The 20,961-nt window shown below is 59.8% G+C and carries 18 protein-coding genes; 12 read left to right on the top strand and 6 right to left on the bottom strand.

What is annotated here, in order from left to right:
- Window positions 1-91: 91 nt before the first annotated feature.
- A complete protein-coding gene (locus BT119_RS23210) occupies window positions 92-595 on the bottom strand; it encodes a GNAT family N-acetyltransferase (RefSeq protein WP_003372382.1) in 504 nt (167 codons plus the stop codon).
- 140 nt (window positions 596-735) lie between these two features.
- Between BT119_RS23210 and BT119_RS23205 the strand changes: the two genes are divergently transcribed.
- From BT119_RS23205 to BT119_RS23140, 12 genes are all read left to right on the top strand, one after another.
- Window positions 736-1,866 (top strand): Fic family protein, encoded by a 1,131-nt coding sequence (locus tag BT119_RS23205; RefSeq protein ID WP_003432629.1) that lies wholly within the window; start codon window positions 736-738, stop codon window positions 1,864-1,866.
- A 491-nt stretch (window positions 1,867-2,357) separates the two neighbouring features.
- Entirely contained in the window at window positions 2,358-3,443 is a 1,086-nt protein-coding gene (locus BT119_RS23190; protein ID WP_032609321.1) for an FUSC family protein, read from the top strand.
- A 10-nt stretch (window positions 3,444-3,453) separates the two neighbouring features.
- Window positions 3,454-3,915, top strand: a complete 462-nt coding sequence (locus BT119_RS23185) for an Lrp/AsnC family transcriptional regulator (RefSeq protein WP_002555556.1) — start codon at window positions 3,454-3,456, stop codon at window positions 3,913-3,915.
- Between the two features lie 151 nt (window positions 3,916-4,066).
- A complete protein-coding gene (locus tag BT119_RS23180) occupies window positions 4,067-5,746 on the top strand; it encodes a flavin monoamine oxidase family protein (protein ID WP_003341224.1) in 1,680 nt (559 codons plus the stop codon).
- Window positions 5,747-5,761: 15 nt separating this feature from the next.
- Window positions 5,762-6,556, top strand: a complete 795-nt coding sequence (locus BT119_RS23175) for a carbon-nitrogen hydrolase family protein (RefSeq protein WP_054081705.1) — start codon at window positions 5,762-5,764, stop codon at window positions 6,554-6,556.
- A 205-nt stretch (window positions 6,557-6,761) separates the two neighbouring features.
- Window positions 6,762-9,050, top strand: a complete 2,289-nt coding sequence (pqqF, locus tag BT119_RS23170; RefSeq protein ID WP_072366994.1) for a pyrroloquinoline quinone biosynthesis protein PqqF — start codon at window positions 6,762-6,764, stop codon at window positions 9,048-9,050.
- Between the two features lie 135 nt (window positions 9,051-9,185).
- Window positions 9,186-9,260: a pyrroloquinoline quinone precursor peptide PqqA gene (pqqA, locus tag BT119_RS23165; protein WP_003422658.1), complete on the top strand. Its 75-nt coding sequence runs from the start codon at window positions 9,186-9,188 to the stop codon at window positions 9,258-9,260.
- Between the two features lie 88 nt (window positions 9,261-9,348).
- A complete protein-coding gene (gene pqqB, locus BT119_RS23160; protein WP_003372392.1) occupies window positions 9,349-10,260 on the top strand; it encodes a pyrroloquinoline quinone biosynthesis protein PqqB in 912 nt (303 codons plus the stop codon).
- An 8-nt stretch (window positions 10,261-10,268) separates the two neighbouring features.
- Entirely contained in the window at window positions 10,269-11,024 is a 756-nt protein-coding gene (gene pqqC / locus BT119_RS23155; protein WP_072366993.1) for a pyrroloquinoline-quinone synthase PqqC, read from the top strand.
- Complete coding sequence (gene pqqD / locus BT119_RS23150; RefSeq protein ID WP_002555562.1) at window positions 11,021-11,305, top strand: pyrroloquinoline quinone biosynthesis peptide chaperone PqqD; 285 nt, start codon at window positions 11,021-11,023, stop codon at window positions 11,303-11,305. Before pqqC ends, pqqD begins: the two co-directional genes overlap by 4 nt.
- Window positions 11,298-12,467, top strand: coding sequence for a pyrroloquinoline quinone biosynthesis protein PqqE (gene pqqE, locus BT119_RS23145; protein WP_003372397.1), 1,170 nt, complete (start codon window positions 11,298-11,300; stop codon window positions 12,465-12,467). The genes pqqD and pqqE overlap by 8 nt, the downstream gene beginning before the upstream one ends.
- Complete coding sequence (locus BT119_RS23140; protein ID WP_072366992.1) at window positions 12,430-14,256, top strand: S9 family peptidase; 1,827 nt, start codon at window positions 12,430-12,432, stop codon at window positions 14,254-14,256. The genes pqqE and BT119_RS23140 overlap by 38 nt, the downstream gene beginning before the upstream one ends.
- 55 nt (window positions 14,257-14,311) lie before the next feature.
- Here BT119_RS23140 and BT119_RS23135 read toward each other — a convergent pair whose 3' ends face one another.
- The 5 genes from BT119_RS23135 to BT119_RS23115 form a co-directional block, all read right to left on the bottom strand.
- The gene (locus BT119_RS23135; protein ID WP_002555565.1) at window positions 14,312-14,473 is read right to left on the bottom strand and encodes a YqaE/Pmp3 family membrane protein; all 162 of its coding nucleotides are present in this window, start codon (window positions 14,471-14,473) and stop codon (window positions 14,312-14,314) included.
- A gap of 403 nt (window positions 14,474-14,876) precedes the next feature.
- Entirely contained in the window at window positions 14,877-16,655 is a 1,779-nt protein-coding gene (locus tag BT119_RS23130) for an acyl-CoA dehydrogenase C-terminal domain-containing protein (protein ID WP_072366991.1), read from the bottom strand.
- Between the two features lie 169 nt (window positions 16,656-16,824).
- Window positions 16,825-18,123: a GGDEF domain-containing protein gene (locus BT119_RS23125; RefSeq protein ID WP_058396391.1), complete on the bottom strand. Its 1,299-nt coding sequence runs from the start codon at window positions 18,121-18,123 to the stop codon at window positions 16,825-16,827.
- A gap of 377 nt (window positions 18,124-18,500) precedes the next feature.
- A complete protein-coding gene (locus BT119_RS23120) occupies window positions 18,501-20,306 on the bottom strand; it encodes a phenylacyl-CoA dehydrogenase (protein ID WP_003432609.1) in 1,806 nt (601 codons plus the stop codon).
- 333 nt (window positions 20,307-20,639) lie between these two features.
- A complete protein-coding gene (locus BT119_RS23115; RefSeq protein ID WP_003316196.1) occupies window positions 20,640-20,936 on the bottom strand; it encodes a hypothetical protein in 297 nt (98 codons plus the stop codon).
- Window positions 20,937-20,961: the final 25 nt, after the last annotated feature.

Below are 20,961 nucleotides of genomic sequence, written 5' to 3'. Positions count from 1 at the left end.
ACAGGCTGGCAAGGCGAATATGGCAAAGGCTGGCTGTACGAATCTTGAACAACAAAACGAAGGTGGCGGATTGCCCACATTGCTGTGCGGGTTACAGCAGACGCCACAAGGTCTCGCGTGTCGCGGGGTTGAAAGACTGCGCCTGACGGTCCATGACGCCTCTCAGTCCATCGCCAATACGTTCTGCCGGCATCGGGTGGAAGCCATGTTGCCGAAACCATGGACCGTTCCAGCGCGGCTCGCGAAATGTCGTCAGGCTTATCGCGTGCAGTTGGCAAACCTGCGCGTACGCCTCGACAGACGCCAGCAGGCTTTTTCCGACACCCTTGCCGGATGCACCAGGCTCGACCGAGATGTTGTCCAGGTACAGGAAATCATCCAGCAAGCGCATGGCTGCAAAACCGATGACGTCACCGCTGCGCCTGTTGGCAGCCACCACCACCCGGCAGGCTTCGAACCTGTCTGCGCCCAGCGGAGGGTTTTCGGCGACATGCGCCAGGGAAGGAATGCTTTTGTACCGGTGACGCGCCCGCGCCGACAGGCGTTGTAACGATTCCAGGTCGCTGTGTTGCGACACACGCAGATCAAATTCCATCCGCTTTTCCTCCCTGACTGCCTGACATCGAAACCAGACGCCGATGAGCACGTCTGGACGGTGAGCCGAATAATCACCACAATCGGCTCATCTCATGAGCCGATTAACTTTTTATTCGGCTCACTGCATAGGCGGATACGATGTCCGAACATCTCTGGATCTGGCAACAGCCGAACTGGCCCCGCTTTCATTGGCGCGAAGAACGCCTTGCACCGTTGATACGAGCGTGCGCCAAGGCTCAAGGTCGCTTGCTGGGTATGAGCGGTGCAGTGGGTGGCGATGCGCAAATGTGCGAGGGCTTGAATGCCCTGCTGCAGAATATCGTCACTTCGTCCGCCATCGAAGGCGAGCGACTGAATGCAGATTCTGTCAGGTCGTCGCTGGCACGCCGCCTGGGGATCGCCGATAACGGCAAGCATAGCCCTCGCAGCGAGGGGTTGGCCGAGCTGATGCTGGACGCTACACGTGGTCATGATCAGCCACTTGACTTGCAACGTCTGTGTACCTGGCATCGCTGGCTGTTCCCGGAAGAGGACAGCTTTGTGTCTGCTCGCATCCTGGTTGGTCAATTGCGTAGCGACGAACCTATGCAAGTGGTCTCAGGGAGGCTTGATCGACCCATCGTGCATTTTGAAGCGCCACCGCGGGCTGGACTTGAGCAACAGCTGGAAGATTTTCTCGACTGGTTTGCCGGCAGTCAAAGTGATCCGACGCTCGATCCATTCGTGCGGGCAGGTATCGCGCATTTCTGGTTTGTAACCCTGCATCCGTTTGACGACGGCAATGGTCGCCTGACTCGGGCCATTACAGACCTGGCGCTGACTCAGGGCGATCAGCAAGCCATACGACTGTTTGCCATGTCCGCCAGCATCCTTGCTGACCGCGCCGGCTATTACCACGTTCTGGAGACCAGTCAGAAAAGCACGACCGATATCACCGGGTGGCTGGAATGGTTCCTGCGCACATTGTTGAAAAGCATTGAAAACGCCTTGGTTCATATAGAACGAGTACTGGGAAAAACGCGATTTTGGCAATTACATCGCGACAACGACCTGAACGCCGAACAGGTCAAGGTGCTGAATCGACTGCTGGATGGCGGCGAGCGTGGCTTTGAAAACGGTCTGAGCGCAGCGCAGTATCAGGCAGTGGCGAAGGTCTCGAAGGCCACCGCTACCCGCCACTTAAGTGATCTGCTTGCCAAAAACTGCCTGGTTCGCCTGCCCGGTGGAGGCCGCAGCACTCGTTACCAGATCAATCGGCCCTTGCCGTAGAACCCTACACAGCAGAAGGAGTTGCCAGCGCTTCAGACGTGCGCCACTGGTCGCATCGACTGCAGCATCCAGTTCCGCACCGGACAGGAACTGGCTGTAGTAATCATGCAGTTCGGCTTCCCAACCGGCCACCTCGTCCAGCGCCGCCTCGGCTTATTCCTTGCTCAAGGCAAAGTGAGCGTACTGACTGAGCAGATTGCCTCGGTTGAGCCGCGACCCTTCGATGCCGACTGACATGGGAAGTGTGGACCCGAAAATAACAGCTCACGAAAGAACACATTAATCCTCATAAAGCCTCACTAAGTGACACCTTAACTACTCATAAAATCGTGACTACTGCCCTCAGCGCGTCATTCCTACACCTAGAATGCGCAATGCCACGTCACTGATCATCGACATACCCCACCCATCCCCCATCAAAATGTGGCTTACTGAAGCCTGCCATCATCCAATCAGGGAATCTCTTCCCTACCCTCGCGGTCTCTTAACGCATGACGAATTCGCGCTCTGCTTTCATACCCTCCTGGCTTCGCCCTGTTCTGCGTCCTTTGCTGGACCCGTATCGCCGTTATCGGCATGCGCGGCTGATCCACGCGGCGCGGATTGCGGTGGGCTTGCTGGTGACTATCCTGCTGACCACCGGCCTCAACCTGCCTCACGGTGAGTGGGCATCGGTGACCATGCTGATCGTGATCGGCGGTTTGCAGCATCACGGCAATATCGGCAAAAAGTCGGTCGAACGGGCCTACGGAACCTTGATCGGTGCCGGTCTCGGTCTGATCGTGGTGGTCCAGCAGGGCTATCTGGAAATGCCGTTGCTGACCTACGCAATGATGTCGGTGATGTGCGGTTTCTTCGCCTATCACGCCATCGGCAAAGGGGGTTACACCGCGCTGCTGTCGGCGATCACGCTGTTCATCGTCGCCGGTCATGGTTACAACCCGATCAGTGACGGGCTGTGGCGTACCGTCGATATTCTGATTGGTATCGCGCTGGCCCTGGCGTTCTCCTTCGCCCTGCCGCTGTATGCGGTGTTTTCCTGGCGCTACAACCTGGCCAGTGGTTTGCGTGACTGCGCCAAGGTTTACGGACGCATTGTGCAAGGCCAGCCAGTGACGGCGGATGAGCATTTGAAACTGACCGCCAGGCTCAACGGCACGATGCTGCAATTGCGCTCGCTGCTGCCGTCGGTGTCCAAGGAAGTGAAGATGTCCATGGTCGAACTGGACGCCATTCAGGGCCACTTCCGCATGTGCCTGAGCACCCTGGAGATTCTCGCCAATATTCGCCCGGCGAACCTGAATCAGCTTGCCGACGAGACGCTCAAGGCATCGCTGGACGCTGACTACCGCCAGATTCGCCGGCAATTGATCGGCATGGCGCGCGCCCTGCAAACCGGTGCCACCGAGCGTCTGGAACGCACGACCGAAACACCGGAGACGCCGGAAACACCACCAGTGAAAGCCGTCATTCCTACCGAGCTGAAGGGCTACCACTTGATGACCCAGCAGTTAGCGCTCAACCTCGACGGCCTGCAGGCACGTCTGGCCAAGACCGCCAAACGCTGGAAGTTTTAAGGAACCGCCCGTGCCCGATACCCGCCCGCCTGTGCTGGATGAAATCGATCGCCAGCTGATTGCCGCGCTGCAAATCAATGCGCGCGAAAGCGTCGCCATGCTCGCCCGGCAACTGGGCATCGCGCGTACCACCGTGACCTCGCGGCTGGCGCGCCTGGAAAGCAGCAAAGTGATTACCGGTTACGGCGTGCGCCTTGGCCAGCGCGTGGTCAGTGGCGGGTTGCAGGCGTATGTCGGCATTACCGTGCAACCTCGCTCGGGCAAGGAAGTGTTGCGGCGGCTGAGTGCCATGGCGCAGGTTCAGCAACTCTGTGCGGTGAGTGGCGAGTTCGATTATGTCGCCTGGCTGCGCACGGACTCTCCCGAGCAACTGGACCAGCTACTGGACCTGATCGGCAGCGTAGATGGTGTCGAGAAGACCACGACATCGATCATCCTCAGCAGCAAGATCGACCGCGGCCAGCCGGTGTAACTGCACGCTTCTATCAAGCAGTGATACAAACTGACCAGCAAATTCGTCACTTAGCCCAAACAAACAGCATATCGACGACACTTTGCGTCTTATTAACGTGTCCGCCCTTCTCTAGACTGTTGTTTTTCGCCGTTGCCCATCAAGGTCCGTCATGAAGAACAACCGTCACCCCGCCAACGGCAAAAAGCCGATCACCATGTTCGGCCCCGACTTCCCCTTCGCCTTCGATGACTGGATTGAGCACCCGAAAGGTCTGGGCAGCATTCCGGTGGAGAACCACGGTGCTGAAGTGGCAATTATCGGTGCCGGGATAGCCGGTCTGGTGGCGGCCTACGAATTGATGAAGATGGGCCTCAAACCGGTGGTGTACGAAGCCTCGAAAATGGGTGGCCGCCTGCGCTCGCAGGAGTTCGAAGGCGCCAAAGGCATCGTGGCCGAACTGGGCGGCATGCGCTTTCCGGTGTCCTCGACAGCGTTCTTCCATTACGTCGACAAGCTGGGCCTTGAGTCCAGGCCGTTCCCCAACCCGCTGACCGCGGCGTCCGGCAGCACCGTTATCGACCTGGAAGGCACCACCTACTACGCACAAATGCTCTCGGACCTGCCGGCACTGTTTCAGGAAGTCGCCGACGCCTGGGCCGATGCACTGGAAAGCGGCTCGCAATTCGGTGACATCCAGCAGGCGATCCGTGACCGCGATGTACCGCGTCTCAAAGAGCTGTGGAACAAGCTGGTGCCGTTATGGGACGACCGCACGTTCTATGACTTTGTCGCGACCTCCAAGGCCTTCGCCAAGCTGTCGTTCTTTCACCGCGAAGTGTTTGGCCAGGTGGGCTTCGGCACTGGCGGCTGGGATTCGGACTTCCCCAACTCGATGCTGGAAATCTTCCGTGTGGTGATGACCAACTGCGATGAGCACCAGCATCTGATCGTCGGCGGCGTGCAGCAAGTGCCGGTCGGCTTGTGGAGCCACGTCCCCGAGCATTGCGCGCACTGGCCCAAGGGCACCAGCCTGTCGTCGTTGCACCGCGGCGCACCACGTCCCGGTGTGAAGCGCATCGCACGCGCCGAGGATGGCAGTTTTGCGGTGACCGATAATTGGGGCGACACCCGGCAATACGCTGCCGTGCTGACGACCTGCCAGAGCTGGCTGCTGACCACGCAGATCGAGTGCGAAGAGTCGCTGTTCTCGCAGAAAATGTGGATGGCCCTGGACCGCACCCGCTACATGCAGTCGTCAAAGACGTTCGTGATGGTCGACCGCCCGTTCTGGAAGGACAAGGACCCGGAAACCGGCCGCGACCTGATGAGCATGACCCTCACCGACCGGCTGACCCGTGGCACTTACCTGTTCGATAACGGCGACGACAAGCCCGGCGTGATCTGCCTGTCCTACTCATGGATGAGCGATGCACTGAAGATGCTCCCGCAGCCCATCGAGAAGCGGGTGAAGCTGGCGCTGGATGCCTTGAAGAAAATCTACCCGAAAGTGGACATCGCGGCGCGGATCATCGGTGATCCGATTACCGTGTCATGGGAAGCCGATCCGCACTTCCTGGGTGCGTTCAAGGGTGCGCTGCCGGGCCATTACCGCTATAACCAGCGCATGTACGCGCACTTCATGCAGCAGGACATGCCCAGCGAACAGCGCGGCATGTTCATCGCCGGCGACGATGTGTCCTGGACACCGGCATGGGTCGAAGGCGCTGTGCAGACTTCGCTGAATGCTGTGTGGGGCATCATGAACCACTTTGGCGGCAAAACTCACGCCGAGAACCCCGGCCCCGGTGATGTGTTCCACGAAATCGGCCCGATTGCACTGGGCGACTGAAAGAAGGAAATCCCCATGCGCGTTGCGCTGTATCAATGCCCGCCATTGCCGCTGGATGTCAGCGGCAACCTGACTCGCCTGAAACAGCAGGCTCAGGCCGCCGCCGAACAAGGGGCACAGGTGCTGATCTGTCCGGAAATGTTCCTCAGCGGCTACAACATCGGCGCCCAGGCTGTCGGTGAGCTGGCACAGGCGCAGGACGGTCCGGCAGCAACGCGCATTGCCGCCATCGCACAGGCTAGTGGCATTGCGATCCTCTACGGCTATCCGGAGCGCGCCGCCGATCGGCAGATCTACAACGCTGTGCAGTTGATCGACAGCCAGGGCAAACGCCTGTGCAACTATCGCAAGACGCACCTGTTCAGCGAGCTCGACAGGTCGATGTTCGCTGCAGGCGACGATCATTACCCGGTGGTCGAGTTGAATGGCTGGCGCCTGGGCCTGTTGATTTGCTACGACGTGGAATTCCCCGAAAACACTCGTCGGCTGGCCTTAGCGGGGGCCGAGTTGATTCTGGTCCCGACCGCAAACATGCTGCCTTACGATTTCGTCTGCGACGTGACCGTTCGGGCGCGGGCTTTCGAGAATCACTGCTACGTGGTGTACGCCAACTACTGCGGCAGCGAGGGCGCGATTCGTTACTGCGGGCTCAGCAGCCTCTGCGCGCCGGACGGCAGCCGCCCGTTGCTGGCGGGTCAGGACGAAGCATTGCTGATCGGCACGCTGGACAAGTCACTGCTGGCCCAGGCCAGAACCGCTAACGACTACTTCGTGGATCGCCGCCCGGCGCTTTATACGTCGCTGACTTGATCCTGAAGAGGCCGGTACAGCCTCTGGAAATAGCGCGTTTGCTCATCGTCATTCTCGTTGCCTATCGTGCCAATGCTCTGCGTTGGCATGCCGTTCTGGACGCTCTGCGTCCTCTATTTCGCAGCTTTGAGCAGCAGGCTCGCGAACGGGTCTGTTAATCCGCTAGCATGACGCCTCGCCTCGCACAGCTTTCCGGACGCCCCTCATGCCTGCCGCACACGCCGCCGACACTCAACGCCTCACGCTGGCCAACGGCTTGAATGTGGTGCTGTGTCACGAGCCACGGCTCAAGCGCTGTGCGGCCTCATTGCGCGTGGCAGCCGGCAGTCACGATGCGCCACAAGCGTGGCCGGGGCTGGCGCATTTTCTGGAGCATCTGTTTTTCCTCGGCACCGAACGCTTCCCGGCCGGGGATAACCTGATGACCTTCGTGCAGCGTCATGGCGGGCAGGTCAATGCCAGCACCCGTGAGCGCACCACTGACTTCTTCTTCGAACTGCCGCAAGCGGCCTTCGCCCAAGGGCTGGAGCGGCTATGCGACATGCTTGCCCGGCCGCGCATGGACACCGCAGATCAATTACGCGAACGCGAAGTGCTGCATGCCGAATTCATCGCCTGGCGCGGCGATAGCGCATCCGGCAATCAGGCGCGCCTGCTGACAGCGATCAACCCACAGCATCCGCTGCGCGGCTTTCACGCCGGCAATCGCTACAGCCTGTCAGTGCCCAACCCGGCTTTTCAGCAAGCGTTGAAAGACTTTTATCGAGGCTTCTATCAGGCCGGGCAGATGACCCTGTGCCTGAGTGGCCCGCTGCCGGTGGCTGAACTGCAGGCGCTGGCGATAAACCACGGCGCGGTTTTCGCCTCAGGGATGAAGGTCACACAGCGCCCGCCTCCAGCATTGATGGCCAGCCCTCGACAGGCTGGCAAGCAAAACCATCTGCTGTTTGCCTTCGAGGACTTGCCAGACAAGGCTGACGAAGCGGTGGCCTTCTTCTGTCACTGGCTCAATGCAGCGCAGCCTGGCGGACTGGTCGCCGAGCTGGTACGCAGGGGCCTTTGCACCTCATTGAACGCCGCGCCGCTGTACCAGTTCGGCGGGCAGCTTTTGCTGGATATCGAGTTTAAAGGCGACCCGGCGAACGCGACCGCTATCAGTAGCCTGCTTTTCAGCTGGCTCGGTTTTTTCAAAGCTCACTGGCCAACGCAAATCGAGGAATACCACCGTCTCGAACGACGCCGTCTGCAGACGTGCGGAGCATTGGCTCTGGCAAACCATCACTGTCGCGAAACGCCCGCGCAGTTGAGCGAGCAAGGCCAAAAAACGTTAAGTGCATTACTGGCGAAGCTCACCGCTGATGTGGATAACCTCGTTCCAGAGCCGGTCACTTGGCGCCTGCCAGCGCCGAATCCGTTTCTTCATACGGCAGCGGACGACCCCGCTGAAGCCGCGCTGTACCTGCGCTGGCAACTGCCATCCCCGCAGCCCGCTCTTTGGCGGATGCTCGATGCGGCGCTCAAGCCAGTGGTCGAAGACGCACGTCAGGCCGGAGTAACCCTGACCTTCACCGCGTACGGTCCGTACTGGCAGCTTCAATTGAACGGTTTGCGCGAACCGATGCCAGCGGTCCTGAAACAAAGCCTGCAGCGCTTGCAACACCCCGATACCCACGCACAGGAAAACGACGAGCCGGTGTTGATCCCGATTCGTCAGTTGCTCAAGCAGCTTGCCGATCACTTCTTGCGCAATGGGTCGGAGGCGACCATAAGCGACCTGCCAGGCGTATGGGCGGCTTCGCGCTGGATCAGTTTCACCAGCGGTATTGAACGGGCCAGCCAGTCAATGCTGGACGCGGTGTTGAATGCAGCACCCGGCGTTCGGCAAACCTCCCCGCCCGATCTGCCAGCCATTCGCGCTGGCAAGCACTGGGCGACGGAAGCATCGTCCTCCCCGGAAGACGCCGTGCTGGTGTTCTGCCCCGCGCCCACGACTTCCATCGAAGATGAAGCGGCCTGGCGTCTGCTCGCGCACCTGGCTCAAGCGCCGTTCTATCAGCGGCTGCGGGTCGAACTGCAATTGGGTTACGCGGTATTCAGTAGCCTCAGGCAGATCGACGGACGGACCGGTTTGCTGTTCGGCGTGCAATCACCCACCTGCAATGCCCAGCAACTGTTTGCGCACATCGAGGCCTTTATCGGCGGATTGCCGCAGTGGGTCCGCGATGCAGATTTGCCTGAGCAGACCAAAGCCCTTGCAGCGCAGTTCGAGCCGTCGAGCCTGCCGGAGCAACAGCGTGCCGACCTGCAGTGGCAGGCACACCTCGCCGGGCACCGGGGTGACCATGCGCAGACCTTGCAGCGCGCTCTGTCAAATCTGGATACACACTCGTTGCTGGCCTCTGCGGATCAATTGATCAACGCCACAGGAGGCTGGCTGATCGTGGCCAATCGCCCTGCCAGCGCGGCCGTTCCGCAATCCTTACCTGAACGGTAACGGTCTTTCATGCAGATTCTAGCCCTGCTGAATTGTGAAAATGAGTAACATAGCTCCCTAAGCATCTGAACGTATGCCTCCAGCGATGCACTAAGATGTAGTCACCCACCGCTGCACTTATCCGAGGAGATTTTTATGTCGTGGACTAAACCTGCTTACACTGATCTGCGTATCGGTTTTGAAGTCACCATGTACTTCGCAAGCCGTTGATTTCAGTGCGCTGTGAAGCCTCGGTTCGCCGGGGCTTTTTTTATGGTTGTGGCTGTTTTTTATTTCAGAGCGTGTCCCAGGAGCTGTCATGTACATCCAGATTCTAGGTTCTGCTGCTGGCGGTGGATTCCCCCAGTGGAACTGCAACTGCGTCAATTGCGCGGGTTTTCGCGACGGCAGCCTGCGTGCCCATGCGCGGACCCAGTCGTCCATTGCGCTGTCCGACGACGGTATCAACTGGGTGCTGTGCAACGCCTCACCTGACATTCGCGCGCAATTGCAGGGCTTTGCGCCGATGCAGCCCGGGCGCGCATTGCGCGACACCGGCATCAGCGCGATCGTGTTGATGGACAGCCAGATCGATCACACCACCGGCCTGCTCAGCCTGCGTGAAGGCTGCCCGCATCAGGTGTGGTGTACCGACATGGTCCATGAGGACCTGAGCACCGGCTTCCCGCTGTTCGAAATGCTCAAGCACTGGAACGGCGGCCTGACCTGGAACCGCATCGAATTACAGGGCAGCTTTGTGATTCCGGCCTGCCCGAACCTGCGCTTCACGCCCTTTCCGCTGCGCAGCGCCGCCCCGCCCTACTCGCCACACCGTTTCGACCCGCACCCGGGCGACAACATCGGCCTGCTGGTCGAAGACACCCGCACTGGCGGCAAGCTGTTCTATGCCCCGGGCCTGGGCAAGGTCGATGACGCACTGGCCGAGAAAATGCATGACGCCGACTGCCTGCTGGTCGACGGCACAATGTGGGACGACGACGAAATGCAGCGCCGTGGCGTGGGCACGCGTACCGGCCGGGAAATGGGCCATCTGGCACAGAACGGCCCCGGCGGCATGCTGGAAGTCCTCGAAGGCTTTCCCGAGCAGCGCAAAGTGCTTATCCACATCAACAACACCAACCCGATTCTCGACGAAGACTCCCCGGAACGTGCGGAGCTGGTTCGTCGCAACGTCGAAGTGGCCTTCGATGGCATGAGCATCGAGCTTTAGGAGCTGACATGAGCGAATCGACTGCGCTGTCCCCCGCCGAATTCGAACAGGCCTTGCGCGCCAAGGGTGCCTATTACCACATCTATCATCCGTACCATGTGGCGATGTACGAGGGTCGTGCAACCCGCGAGCAGATTCAGGGCTGGGTCGCCAACCGTTTCTACTATCAGGTGAACATTCCGCTCAAGGACGCGGCGATTCTGGCCAACTGCCCGGATCGCGAGATCCGTCGCGAGTGGATTCAGCGCCTGCTCGATCATGACGGTGCGCCCGGCGAAGACGGCGGCATCGAAGCCTGGCTGCGCCTCGGCCAGGCCGTCGGGCTCGACCCGGACCAACTGCGCTCGCAGGAACTGGTGCTGCCAGGCGTGCGTTTTGCCGTCGACGCCTACGTGAACTTCGCCCGCCGCGCCAACTGGCAGGAAGCTGCCAGCAGCTCGCTGACCGAACTGTTCGCACCGCAGATCCATCAGTCGCGCCTGGACAGCTGGCCGCAGCACTACCCGTGGATCGACCCGGCCGGCTACGAGTATTTCCGCACTCGCCTGGGTCAGGCCCGACGCGATGCAGAGCACGGCCTCGCCATCACGTTACAGCACTACACTACGTACGAAGGTCAGCAGCGTATGCTGGAAATCCTGCAGTTCAAACTCGATATCCTGTGGAGCATGCTCGATGCGATGTCCATGGCCTACGAGTTGAACCGCCCGCCGTATCACAGCGTCACAGACCAAAGGGTCTGGCATAAGGGGATTACGCTATGAAGCACGATCCGCAGTTCCGAGCGTTGACACCCAAATGGCATCAAGGCTATCGCTTTCAGTACGAGCCTGCGCAAAAGGCGCATGTGGTGCTTTACCCTGAAGGCATGATCAAACTCAATGACAGCGCGGCCCTGATTGGCGGGCTGATCGATGGCAAGCGCACCATCACCGCCATCATTCATGAGCTTCAGCAGCAGTTCCCCAATGTTCCCGAACTGGGCATGGACGTCGATGAGTTCATGGAAGGCGCCAAAAAGAAAAACTGGATCGATCTTGTCTGACCTGGCCCCCGTCACCAACACCCCGTACATACCGCCCACTCCCGAGGTCGGGCTGCCCCTGTGGCTGCTCGCCGAGCTGACCTATCGCTGCCCGTTGCAGTGCCCGTATTGCTCCAACCCGCTGGATTTTGCCAAACAGGGCCAGGAGCTGAGCACTGAGCAGTGGTTCAAGGTCATGCAGGAAGCGCGGGAAATGGGGGCGGCGCAGATCGGTTTTTCCGGCGGCGAGCCGCTGGTGCGCCAGGACCTCGCCGAGCTGATCGCCGAGGCCCGGCGTCTGGGCTTCTACACCAACCTGATCACCTCGGGCATCGGCCTTACCGAAGAAAAGATCATCGCCTTCAAGGAAGCAGGCCTGGACCACATCCAGATCAGCTTTCAGGCCAGCGACGAGCAGGTCAACAACATGCTCGCCGGCTCGAAAAAAGCCTTCGCGCAGAAGCTGGAGATGGCCAAGGCGGTCAAAAAGCACGGCTACCCGATGGTGCTGAATTTTGTCACCCATCGACACAACATCGACCGCATCGACAAGATCATCGAGCTGTGTCTCGCGCTGGAGGCGGATTTCGTCGAACTGGCGACCTGTCAGTTCTATGGCTGGGCGCACCTGAATCGCCTCGGCCTGCTGCCGACCAAAGATCAACTGGTCCGCGCCGAAGCCGTCACCAATGAATACCGCGTCCGGCTGGAGGCAGAGAATCATCCGTGCAAGCTGATTTTCGTCACGCCTGATTATTACGAAGAGCGTCCCAAGGCATGCATGAACGGCTGGGGCAATATCTTCCTGACCGTGACACCGGATGGCACAGCGCTGCCCTGCCACGGCGCACGGCAGATGCCGATCCAGTTCCCCAACGTGCGCGATCACAGCATGCAGCACATCTGGTACGACTCGTTCGGCTTCAATCGCTTCCGCGGTTACGACTGGATGCCCGAGCCTTGCCGTTCGTGTGACGAGAAGGAAAAGGACTTCGGCGGTTGTCGCTGCCAGGCCTTCATGCTGACCGGCGACGCCGCCAATGCCGACCCGGTGTGCAGCAAATCCTATCACCACGGGATCATCACTCAGGCTCGTGACGAGTCCGAAACCGCTACTCAAACCATTGAAGAGCTGGCCTTTCGCAATGACCGAAACTCACGACTCATCGCAAAATCCTCCTGAACGCCTGAGCGCCGCCCAAGCGGTCGCTGCAGGCGTCGACTTCGCCGAACTGGATGTCAGCTCGGCGGGCCTGTTCTGGAACGAATACCGCCCCGAAGACGGCGCCAGCCGTATCTGGCACTGGTACGCCAACAGCAAGCGCTGCCTGACGCCACAAGGCTTCAGCGTGCGCAGTCGGGTGTATGAATACGGTGGTGGCTCGTTCTGCCTCGCCGACGACGCCGTAGTCTTCGTCAACGAGCGCGACCAGCAACTGTATCGACAGGCACTGGATGCCAGCGAGCCGGTGGCGCTGACCGAGGGCGACAAGCGCTACGGCGGCGTGTTCTTCAGCGGCGGCCAGATTCTGGCCGTTGAAGAAGACCACAACACGCATCGACTGGTGGCTATCGAGCTGGCTGACGGCAAGCGCCAGTTGCTGGCCGAAGGCGCTGATTTCTACTCATCGCCGATTGTCAGCGCCGACGGCAGACGCCTGGCCTGGATCGAATGGCAGCGCCCGCATCAGCCGTGGACCAGCACCCGCTTGATGTCTGCGACGAAACAGGACGATGGCAGTTGGGCCACTGCGCAGTGCATCGCAGGCGACGGCGCGCAAGAGTCACTGCAACAACCGCGCTTCGATGCCCACGGGCGGCTGTATTGCCTGACAGATCGTGCAGGTTTCTGGCAGCCGTGGGGCGAATCACCTTCCGGGTTTGCGCCGCTTTCAGCCCGCCCGGCGGATCATGCCTCCGCGCCCTGGCAAATGGGCAGCTGCACCTGGCTGCCGATCAACGATGGTTACCTGGCGAGCTGGTTCGAAGACGGTTCAAGTGTTCTGGGGCTTTGTCAGGCCGACGGCAGCGTCGAGGATTTCAGCGCGGGTTACAGCCGCTTTCGCAGCCTCGCCATTGACGAAGAGTTCGTCTATTGCATCGCGGCCTCAGCCTTAAGCACCTCGGCGGTACTGGCTATTTCTCGCCACGACGGCAGTGCTCAGGTGCTTGCCGGAGGCGGGTCGCCGCTGCCGGCCAACCAGATCAGCCGTCCTCAGACATTGCGTTACCCCAGTGGCGGGGCCGAGGCTCATGGTTACTTCTATCCGGCCATGACCGGCGCGGAGAAACCGCCGCTGGTGGTGTTCATCCATGGCGGCCCGACCTCTGCCTGCTACCCGGTGCTGGACCCACGCATTCAGTACTGGACACACCGCGGCTTCGCCGTGGCAGACCTCAATTATCGCGGCAGCAGCGGCTACGGTCGGGTGTACCGGCAAGGCCTGCACCTCACCTGGGGCGTGGCGGACGTCGAAGATGCCTGTGCAGTCGTGAAACATCTGGCCGAGCGCGGCCTGATTGACGAACGACAGGCGTTTATTCGCGGCGGCAGTGCGGGTGGGTACACCACGCTCTGCGCCTTGGCCTTCCACGATGTATTCCGCGCGGGTGCCAGCCTGTACGGCGTCAGCGATCCGGTGGCACTGGCCAGGGCGACGCATAAATTCGAAGGTGATTATCTGGACTGGCTGATCGGCGATCCCGACAAGGACATCGAGCGCTATCAGGCTCGTACGCCCCTGTTGCACGCAGACAGCATCAGCGTGCCGGTCATCTTCTTTCAGGGCGAGCTGGATGCCGTGGTGGTTCCGGAACAGACCCGGTCCATGCTCAAGGCGTTGCAAGACAACGGAATCAAGACCGAAGCGCACTTTTACGCGGACGAGCACCATGGGTTCCGCAAGGCGAACAACCTGGCAGATGCGCTGGAGAAGGAATGGCGTTTCTATCGGGATGTGCTGGATGCTTGATCGAGCCGTGTGATCGTTCCCGCATCAGGGAACGATCAGCGAGTGCGACGAGGTGTTACTTACGCGAGACGATGATGTAGATCGCGTGGATGATGCCCGGGATGTAACCCAGCAGGGTCAGCAGGATATTCAGCCAAAAAGCGCCAGCAAAGCCTACTTGCATGAACACGCCTACCGGGGGCAGCAGGATGGCGAAAATGATACGAATGATGTCCATGGAAAGCTCCTGATTGATTGGCTCTGATTGGCCATACAGCTAATCGACCCTGGCCGGCGGTGAGGGTTCAACCGGCTCTGGCATCGCGCCATTATTCTTTCTCGGGAGAGGATCAGGACAAGCGTTGCACTGCGGGCACAGCATCGTGTGCTGCGAGCGGAAAGAAAACAGAATCGTCAAAACGCAAACAAAGAAAACCCCGCCGAAGCGGGGCTTTCCAGACTGTTTCCCTGATTTCCCTTTCACCCCGCCATCCTGGCAGGCTTCCCTACGTGTCCCTGTTATGTCTTGTTGCGCGTCCTGCGCTACGTCCATGAACAAAGATTAACTTTGGATCCCTTTCTTGGGAAGAGGTCAATTGGCACCACGCAGTGTAAGCAAATGCTTACAAAGCTTTTCCAAGTCAGAATTGTGACGCCTTCAACAGGTATAGCGACTCGCTGCCCGCGCGCACCGCGGCATCCAGCGAATGAATACGCGGCAGCAGACGTGCGAAGTAGAAGCGTGCAGTACCCATCTTGCTTGCGTAGAACTCCTCCTGCTGCTCTTTACCGAGTGCTGCCTTGGCCATCATGGCCCACATGTAGGCATACGCCGTGTAACCGAACAGATGCAGATATTCCACAGAGGCTGCGCCGATTTCATTGGGGTTGTTACGCGAGCGATCCAGCACCCAGCCGGTCAGCTCATCCAGCATGTTCAAGGCTTTGCTCAGCGGCTGAGTAAACTCGCCGAGCGCGTTGTCCGAGCCGCTGATGAACTGGCGGACTTCATCGGAAAACAGCTGATAGAAAGCGCCATTCGAACCGACGATCTTGCGCCCGACCAAGTCCAGCGCCTGAATGCCGTTGGTGCCTTCGTAGATCTGCGTGATACGCACGTCACGCACCAGTTGCTCCTGGCCCCACTCGCGGATGTAACCGTGGCCGCCGAATACCTGCTGACCATGAACGGTGGTTTCCAGACCGATATCACTCAGGAACGCCTTGGATACGGGCGTCAGCAGCGCTACCAGATCATCGGCACGCTTGCGCGCGGCATCGTCTTCGCTGAACTTGGCAATATCCAGTTGTAGGGCCACGTAGCTGGAAAACGCCCGACCGCCTTCGTTGAAGGCTTTCATGGTCAACAGCATGCGACGCACGTCAGGATGGACGATGATCGGGTCAGCGGCCTTGTCCTTGTTCTGCGCACCGGTCGGGGCACGGCTCTGCAGACGGTCCTGCGCATACTCGACGGCGGCCTGATAAGAGCGCACGCCAGAGGCCAGGCCCTGGATACCGACGCCGAGGCGCTCGTAGTTCATCATCGTGAACATCGCCGCCAGCCCTTTGTTCGGCTCACCGATCAGGTAACCGGTGGCGGCGTCGAAGTTCATCACACACGTTGCAGACGCCTGGATGCCCATCTTGTGCTCGATCGAGCCACAACTGACGGTGTTGCGCTCGCCGATGCTGCCGTCGTCAGCGACCATGAACTTGGGCACCAGAAACAGCGAAATGCCTTTGGGGCCAGGCGGTGCATCCGGCAACTTGGCCAGCACCAGATGGATGATGTTTTCGGTCAGGTCGTGTTCGCCACCGGTAATGAAAATCTTGCTGCCGGTGATCTGGTAAGCGCCGTCCGCCTGGGGTTCGGCGCGGGTGCGAATCATGCCCAGATCCGTACCGGCGTGGGCCTCGGTCAGGCACATCGACCCGGCCCAGACGCCTGAATACATATTGGGCAGAAATTTGCTCTTGAGCGCTTCACTGGCGTGGGTGTCTATCGATACGCAGGCGCCGGACGTAAGCATCGCGTACAGACCGAACGCCAGGCTGGCAGAGTTGAGCATCTCTTCGACCTGAGCCGACACCACCTTGGGCATGCCCATGCCGCCAAACTCGGGGTTACCGCCTACACCGACCCAGCCGCCCTCAGCGTAGGTCTTATAGGCCTCGGGGAAACCTGCAGGTGTGGTGACGACGGTGTCCTTCCAGTGGCAGCCCTCCTCGTCACCGTTGCGGCTCAGCGGCGCAATGGTCTTGCTGGTCACTTTACCGGCTTCTTCGAGAATGGCTTCGACCGTTTCAGCGTCGACGGTTTCGGCCAGCTCGGGCAGTTGAGCCCAGAGCTTTGAAACCTCGAAGACTTCATTGAGGACGAAGCGCATATCGCGCAGTGGCGCTTTATAGTCAGCCATGGCAAACCTCGTGAACACGGATCGAAATGCTTTGGGAAGCCGATCGATGCATCCAGCGACGCAGATCAGCAGTCGAGTTCCACGAGTCTAACCGAACAACATTTCAGAGACATAGGGTCGTGTCATGACTGAATAGTCATAACAGGTCACGGGAAGCGTAAGGGCTTGCTCAGGTTGCCGCTTCAGTTGTGCGGACAGCGCCACGTCGGTTCAACTGCCCGTAAGCCACCACACAATTGCGCCCGGCGCCCTTGGCCGCATACAGCGCCTGGTCGGCGCATTTGAGCACCTCTTCGGGCGTACGATGCTCCGGCTGGCGTTCGGCAACGCCGATACTCACCGTCACCGACACACTGCCTGACTGCGCCCCGCTGCGGCGCTGCCGGCCTTGCTGATCGTCCTGAGGGCGACTGTCCTTGTTGCGCAGCTGAATCTCGTAATTGGCGATGGTCTCGCGGATGGCTTCCAGGTGCGGCATGCACTCATCGATAGTCTTGGCGGCGAACACAATGGCGAACTCTTCGCCACCATAACGATAGGCCTTGCCACCGCCGCTGGTGATTTTCGACAGTTTGCTGGCCACCAGACGCAACACCTGATCTCCCACATCATGGCCGTGGGTATCGTTGAATTTCTTGAAGTGATCCACGTCGCTCATCGCCAGCACATAGTTGCGACCCAGACGCTGCATGCGCTCATTGAGCGCCCGTCGCCCAGGCAACCCGGTGAGCTCGTCGCGGAAGGCCATCTGATAGGCCTCGTGAGCGACAGCAGCGGCAATCATCAGCATCACCTGGCTGCACAGGATGTTCAGCGTGAACGGCAGGATGAAGGTCTTGGGCAATGCCCAGAACAAGCCCAGCAGGCCGACAATCTGCGCCGCATGCAGCGGTCGCGGCTTTTCCAGGTATTGCCAGATCAGCACTCCGAATGACACGAGGAACATCGCGTAAGACAACTGAATCAGGCTCATCCATGCGCCATGCAGGACAGGCCAGCGGATGTCGGCCAGCCAGACTTGCAGCTCGACCGGATAACTTTGTTCAAGCCCCACCGCCACGCCGCCCAGCGCTACCAGCACCGCGAGCCGCGCGACCATGTCCTGAAACAGATGCGTTCGCTCCTCCCATGCTGCATACAGCCCGAACAGCAGCGGCAGCAGCAGGCAGACCAGGTGAAAGATCACCGCCGCATCTTCGCGGACCTTGCCGTGGTCACGGTAGTAATCGGTCTGGGTATCGAGCAGGTAGTAGGCGATATACACCGTGAGCATCAGAAACAGCTCGCGCTGACGTCGGTAAACACAGCAGTACGCGCCGCCCAACAACAGAACCAGGGTCGGAAGCACGTTGAACAGCGAGGTGAAGAAGACGTTCAGGTCCTTTACGTACGCAGCCGCAAGCCCCGCCACCAGCAAGCCCAGTGAAGGCAGAAAATGACTCAAGCGTGCAGCTGATGGACGCAACAAAAGGGGTTATCTCCTACCCGGCATCTGGATGACTGGCTGGCCTGATGGCATTGTGCCCCTCCCCAGCAAACAATGCATCGGCAGGATCAACAAACAACTTAATTTCTGTAACGGCAGGAAGCGGGAAATGTTTATTGCGGGCTTCTTGCGTCCATGCGCCGCGTCGGCATGCGTTGGGTGACACAGAGCGTCACGAACTGCATTCCCACGCGGAGCGTGAGGAACGAGAGGTGTCCTGAAGAACATCGTGACTATGCACGGGGCCTGAACGCCTTCTCAGGTCTCGCCGGGGATTCGAATACAGCGATGCGCTAAAACGCACCCATAAAAAAACCGCCCGATCAGCGATCAGGCGGTTTTCATGACGCCAGCGAAGCTTAGTAAGCCAGGCCGAAATCTTCTTCCTTCATGTCCATCAGGTTGGCAGCGCCCGACAGAATGGCCGCCACGTGGGTACGGGTGCGCGGCAGGATGCGCTGGAAGTAGAAGCGCGCGGTCTGGATCTTGGCGCGGTAGAACGCCTCGTCAGACGTACCGGCCGCCAGTTTCTCGGCCGCAACACGCGCCATGTCGGCCCAGAAGTACGCCAGGCAGGCATAGCCGGAGAACATGACGTAGTCCACCGATGCAGCACCCACTTCTTCGCGATCCTTCATCGCCGCCATACCGACTTTGAGGGTCAGGTCGCCCCACTCCTTGTTCAACGCAGCCAGTGGCGTCACAAACTCCTGAACGACTTCGTTGCCTTCATTGCTCTGGCAGAACTTGTGAACGATCTTGGTGAAGCCCTTGAGCGCTTCGCCCTGGGTCATCAGCACCTTGCGGCCCAGCAGATCGAGCGCCTGAATACCGGTGGTGCCTTCGTACAGCATCGAAATCCGGCTGTCGCGAACGTTCTGCTCCATGCCCCACTCGGCAATGAAGCCGTGGCCGCCGTAGATCTGCACGCCGTGGTTGGCGGCTTCAAAGCCCACTTCCGTCATGAACGCCTTGGCAATCGGGGTCATGAACGCCAGCAGCGCGTCAGCGGCTTTCTTTTGCTCCGGGTCTTCGCTGTACTTGACGATGTCGACCTGTTTGGCCGTGAAGTACACCATGGCACGCGTGCCTTCGGCGAACGCCTTCATGGTCAGCAGCATGCGACGCACATCAGGGTGAACGATGATCGGATCGGCGGCTTTTTCCGGTGCCTTGGGGCCGGTCAGCGAGCGCATTTGCAGGCGGTCACGGGCATATTGCAGGCCGCCCTGGAAGGCGACTTCGGCGTGCGCCAGCCCTTGCAGTGCAGTCCCCAGACGCGCGGTGTTCATGAACGTGAACATGCAGTTCAGGCCCTTGTTCGCCGGTCCGATCAGATAACCGGTAGCGCCATCGAAGTTCATCACGCAGGTGGCGTTGCCGTGGATGCCCATCTTGTGCTCGATGGAGCCGCAGTTCACGGCGTTGCGCTCACCGATGCCGCCATCGGCAGCCGAGAGAAACTTGGGCACGATGAACAGCGAAATACCTTTGGTGCCAGCCGGTGCGTCCGGTAGGCGGGCCAGCACGATGTGGACGATGTTATCGGCCATGTCGTGTTCGCCAGCGGAAATGAAAATCTTGGTGCCGGTAACCTTGTAGGTCCCGTCAGCCTGAGGCTCTGCTCTGGTGCGCAGCATGCCCAGGTCGGTACCGCAATGCGACTCGGTCAGGCACATGGTGCCGGTCCATTCGCCGGACACCAGCTTGGTCAGATACGCTTCCTGCTGCTCGGGCGTGCCGTGCTCGGAGATCGTGTTCATCGCACCGTGCGACAGGCCAGGGTACATGCCCCACGACCAGTTCGCCTCACCGACCATCTCGCTGACCGCCAGGCCCAGCGACTCGGGCAGACCCTGACCGCCGTGCGCAACGTCATGCGCCAGACTTGGCCAGCCGCCTTCGACGAACTGTTTGTAAGCCTGTTTGAAGCCGGTCGGCGTCTTCACGCCCGACTCGCTCCAGGTGCAACCCTCGGTATCGCCCACACGGTTCAGCGGTGCCAGCACCTGCTCACAGAACTTGGCACCCTCTTCCAGAATGGCGTCGACCATGTCCGGAGTGGCGTCATGACAGGCTGGCAGACTCTGATAGTGCGCTTCATAGCCGAGCAGTTCATCACGAACAAAACGAATATCACGCAAGGGGGCCTTGTAGTCAGGCATAGCGATAACCTCTGCTGATGAATCCTGGAACGAATGACCGGGCGGTCGCTGGAGAGATACCCTCAAGCGCCAGACAATCTCGTATGCCTCGCGGTCAAACAGGTGTTTGAAACATACGTTTACGCCCAAACCTTGTCAATAGCGAAGCACGCACCATTCGTCCACGGCCCATGCATAAGCCACGCAGGTGTACGTCGTGCGGGGGCGAGCGAAACGTAAGCAAAAGTCTAGTGGAGGGAGAAACCGGGTGCAGGCGTGATACAGGACAATGATGCGGAGAAATTCAGCGGGCAACGCCGTGCGCTGATGGCACGGCGGGAATTGACGCGAGAATCAGGCGTAGGTGTCGATCAGCGTACCGAGCATTTCATTGCTGGCTTTCTGCGCAGCCAGTCCGGCTGCAAACTGATCCTTTCCAGCCTCGAGTTCGACGATGTTGGACGGCAAGTCGGAACGCTGGCTGCGATCAACAGAGCGCAGGTTCTCAAGCTGAAAGTCAGAAGACTGGCTTCTGCCCGACACTTCGATATTGGAGCTGGCAATCTGGGTGGCCGCCTGATCCACACGACTTTGCCCGACCTGCATTGCGCTAAGGCCTGGGTAGAGGGTGTTGTTCATGGTGATTTGCATAAGCCGATCCTCAGTTCAAAAAACG

It is taken from the genome of Pseudomonas sp. NFACC10-1, assembly GCF_900119195.1.
Classification (GTDB): Bacteria; Pseudomonadota; Gammaproteobacteria; order Pseudomonadales; family Pseudomonadaceae; genus Aquipseudomonas; species Aquipseudomonas cerasi.
Note: the sequence above shows the minus strand (reverse complement) of the source record. Positions and strands in the feature narration are given on the sequence as shown.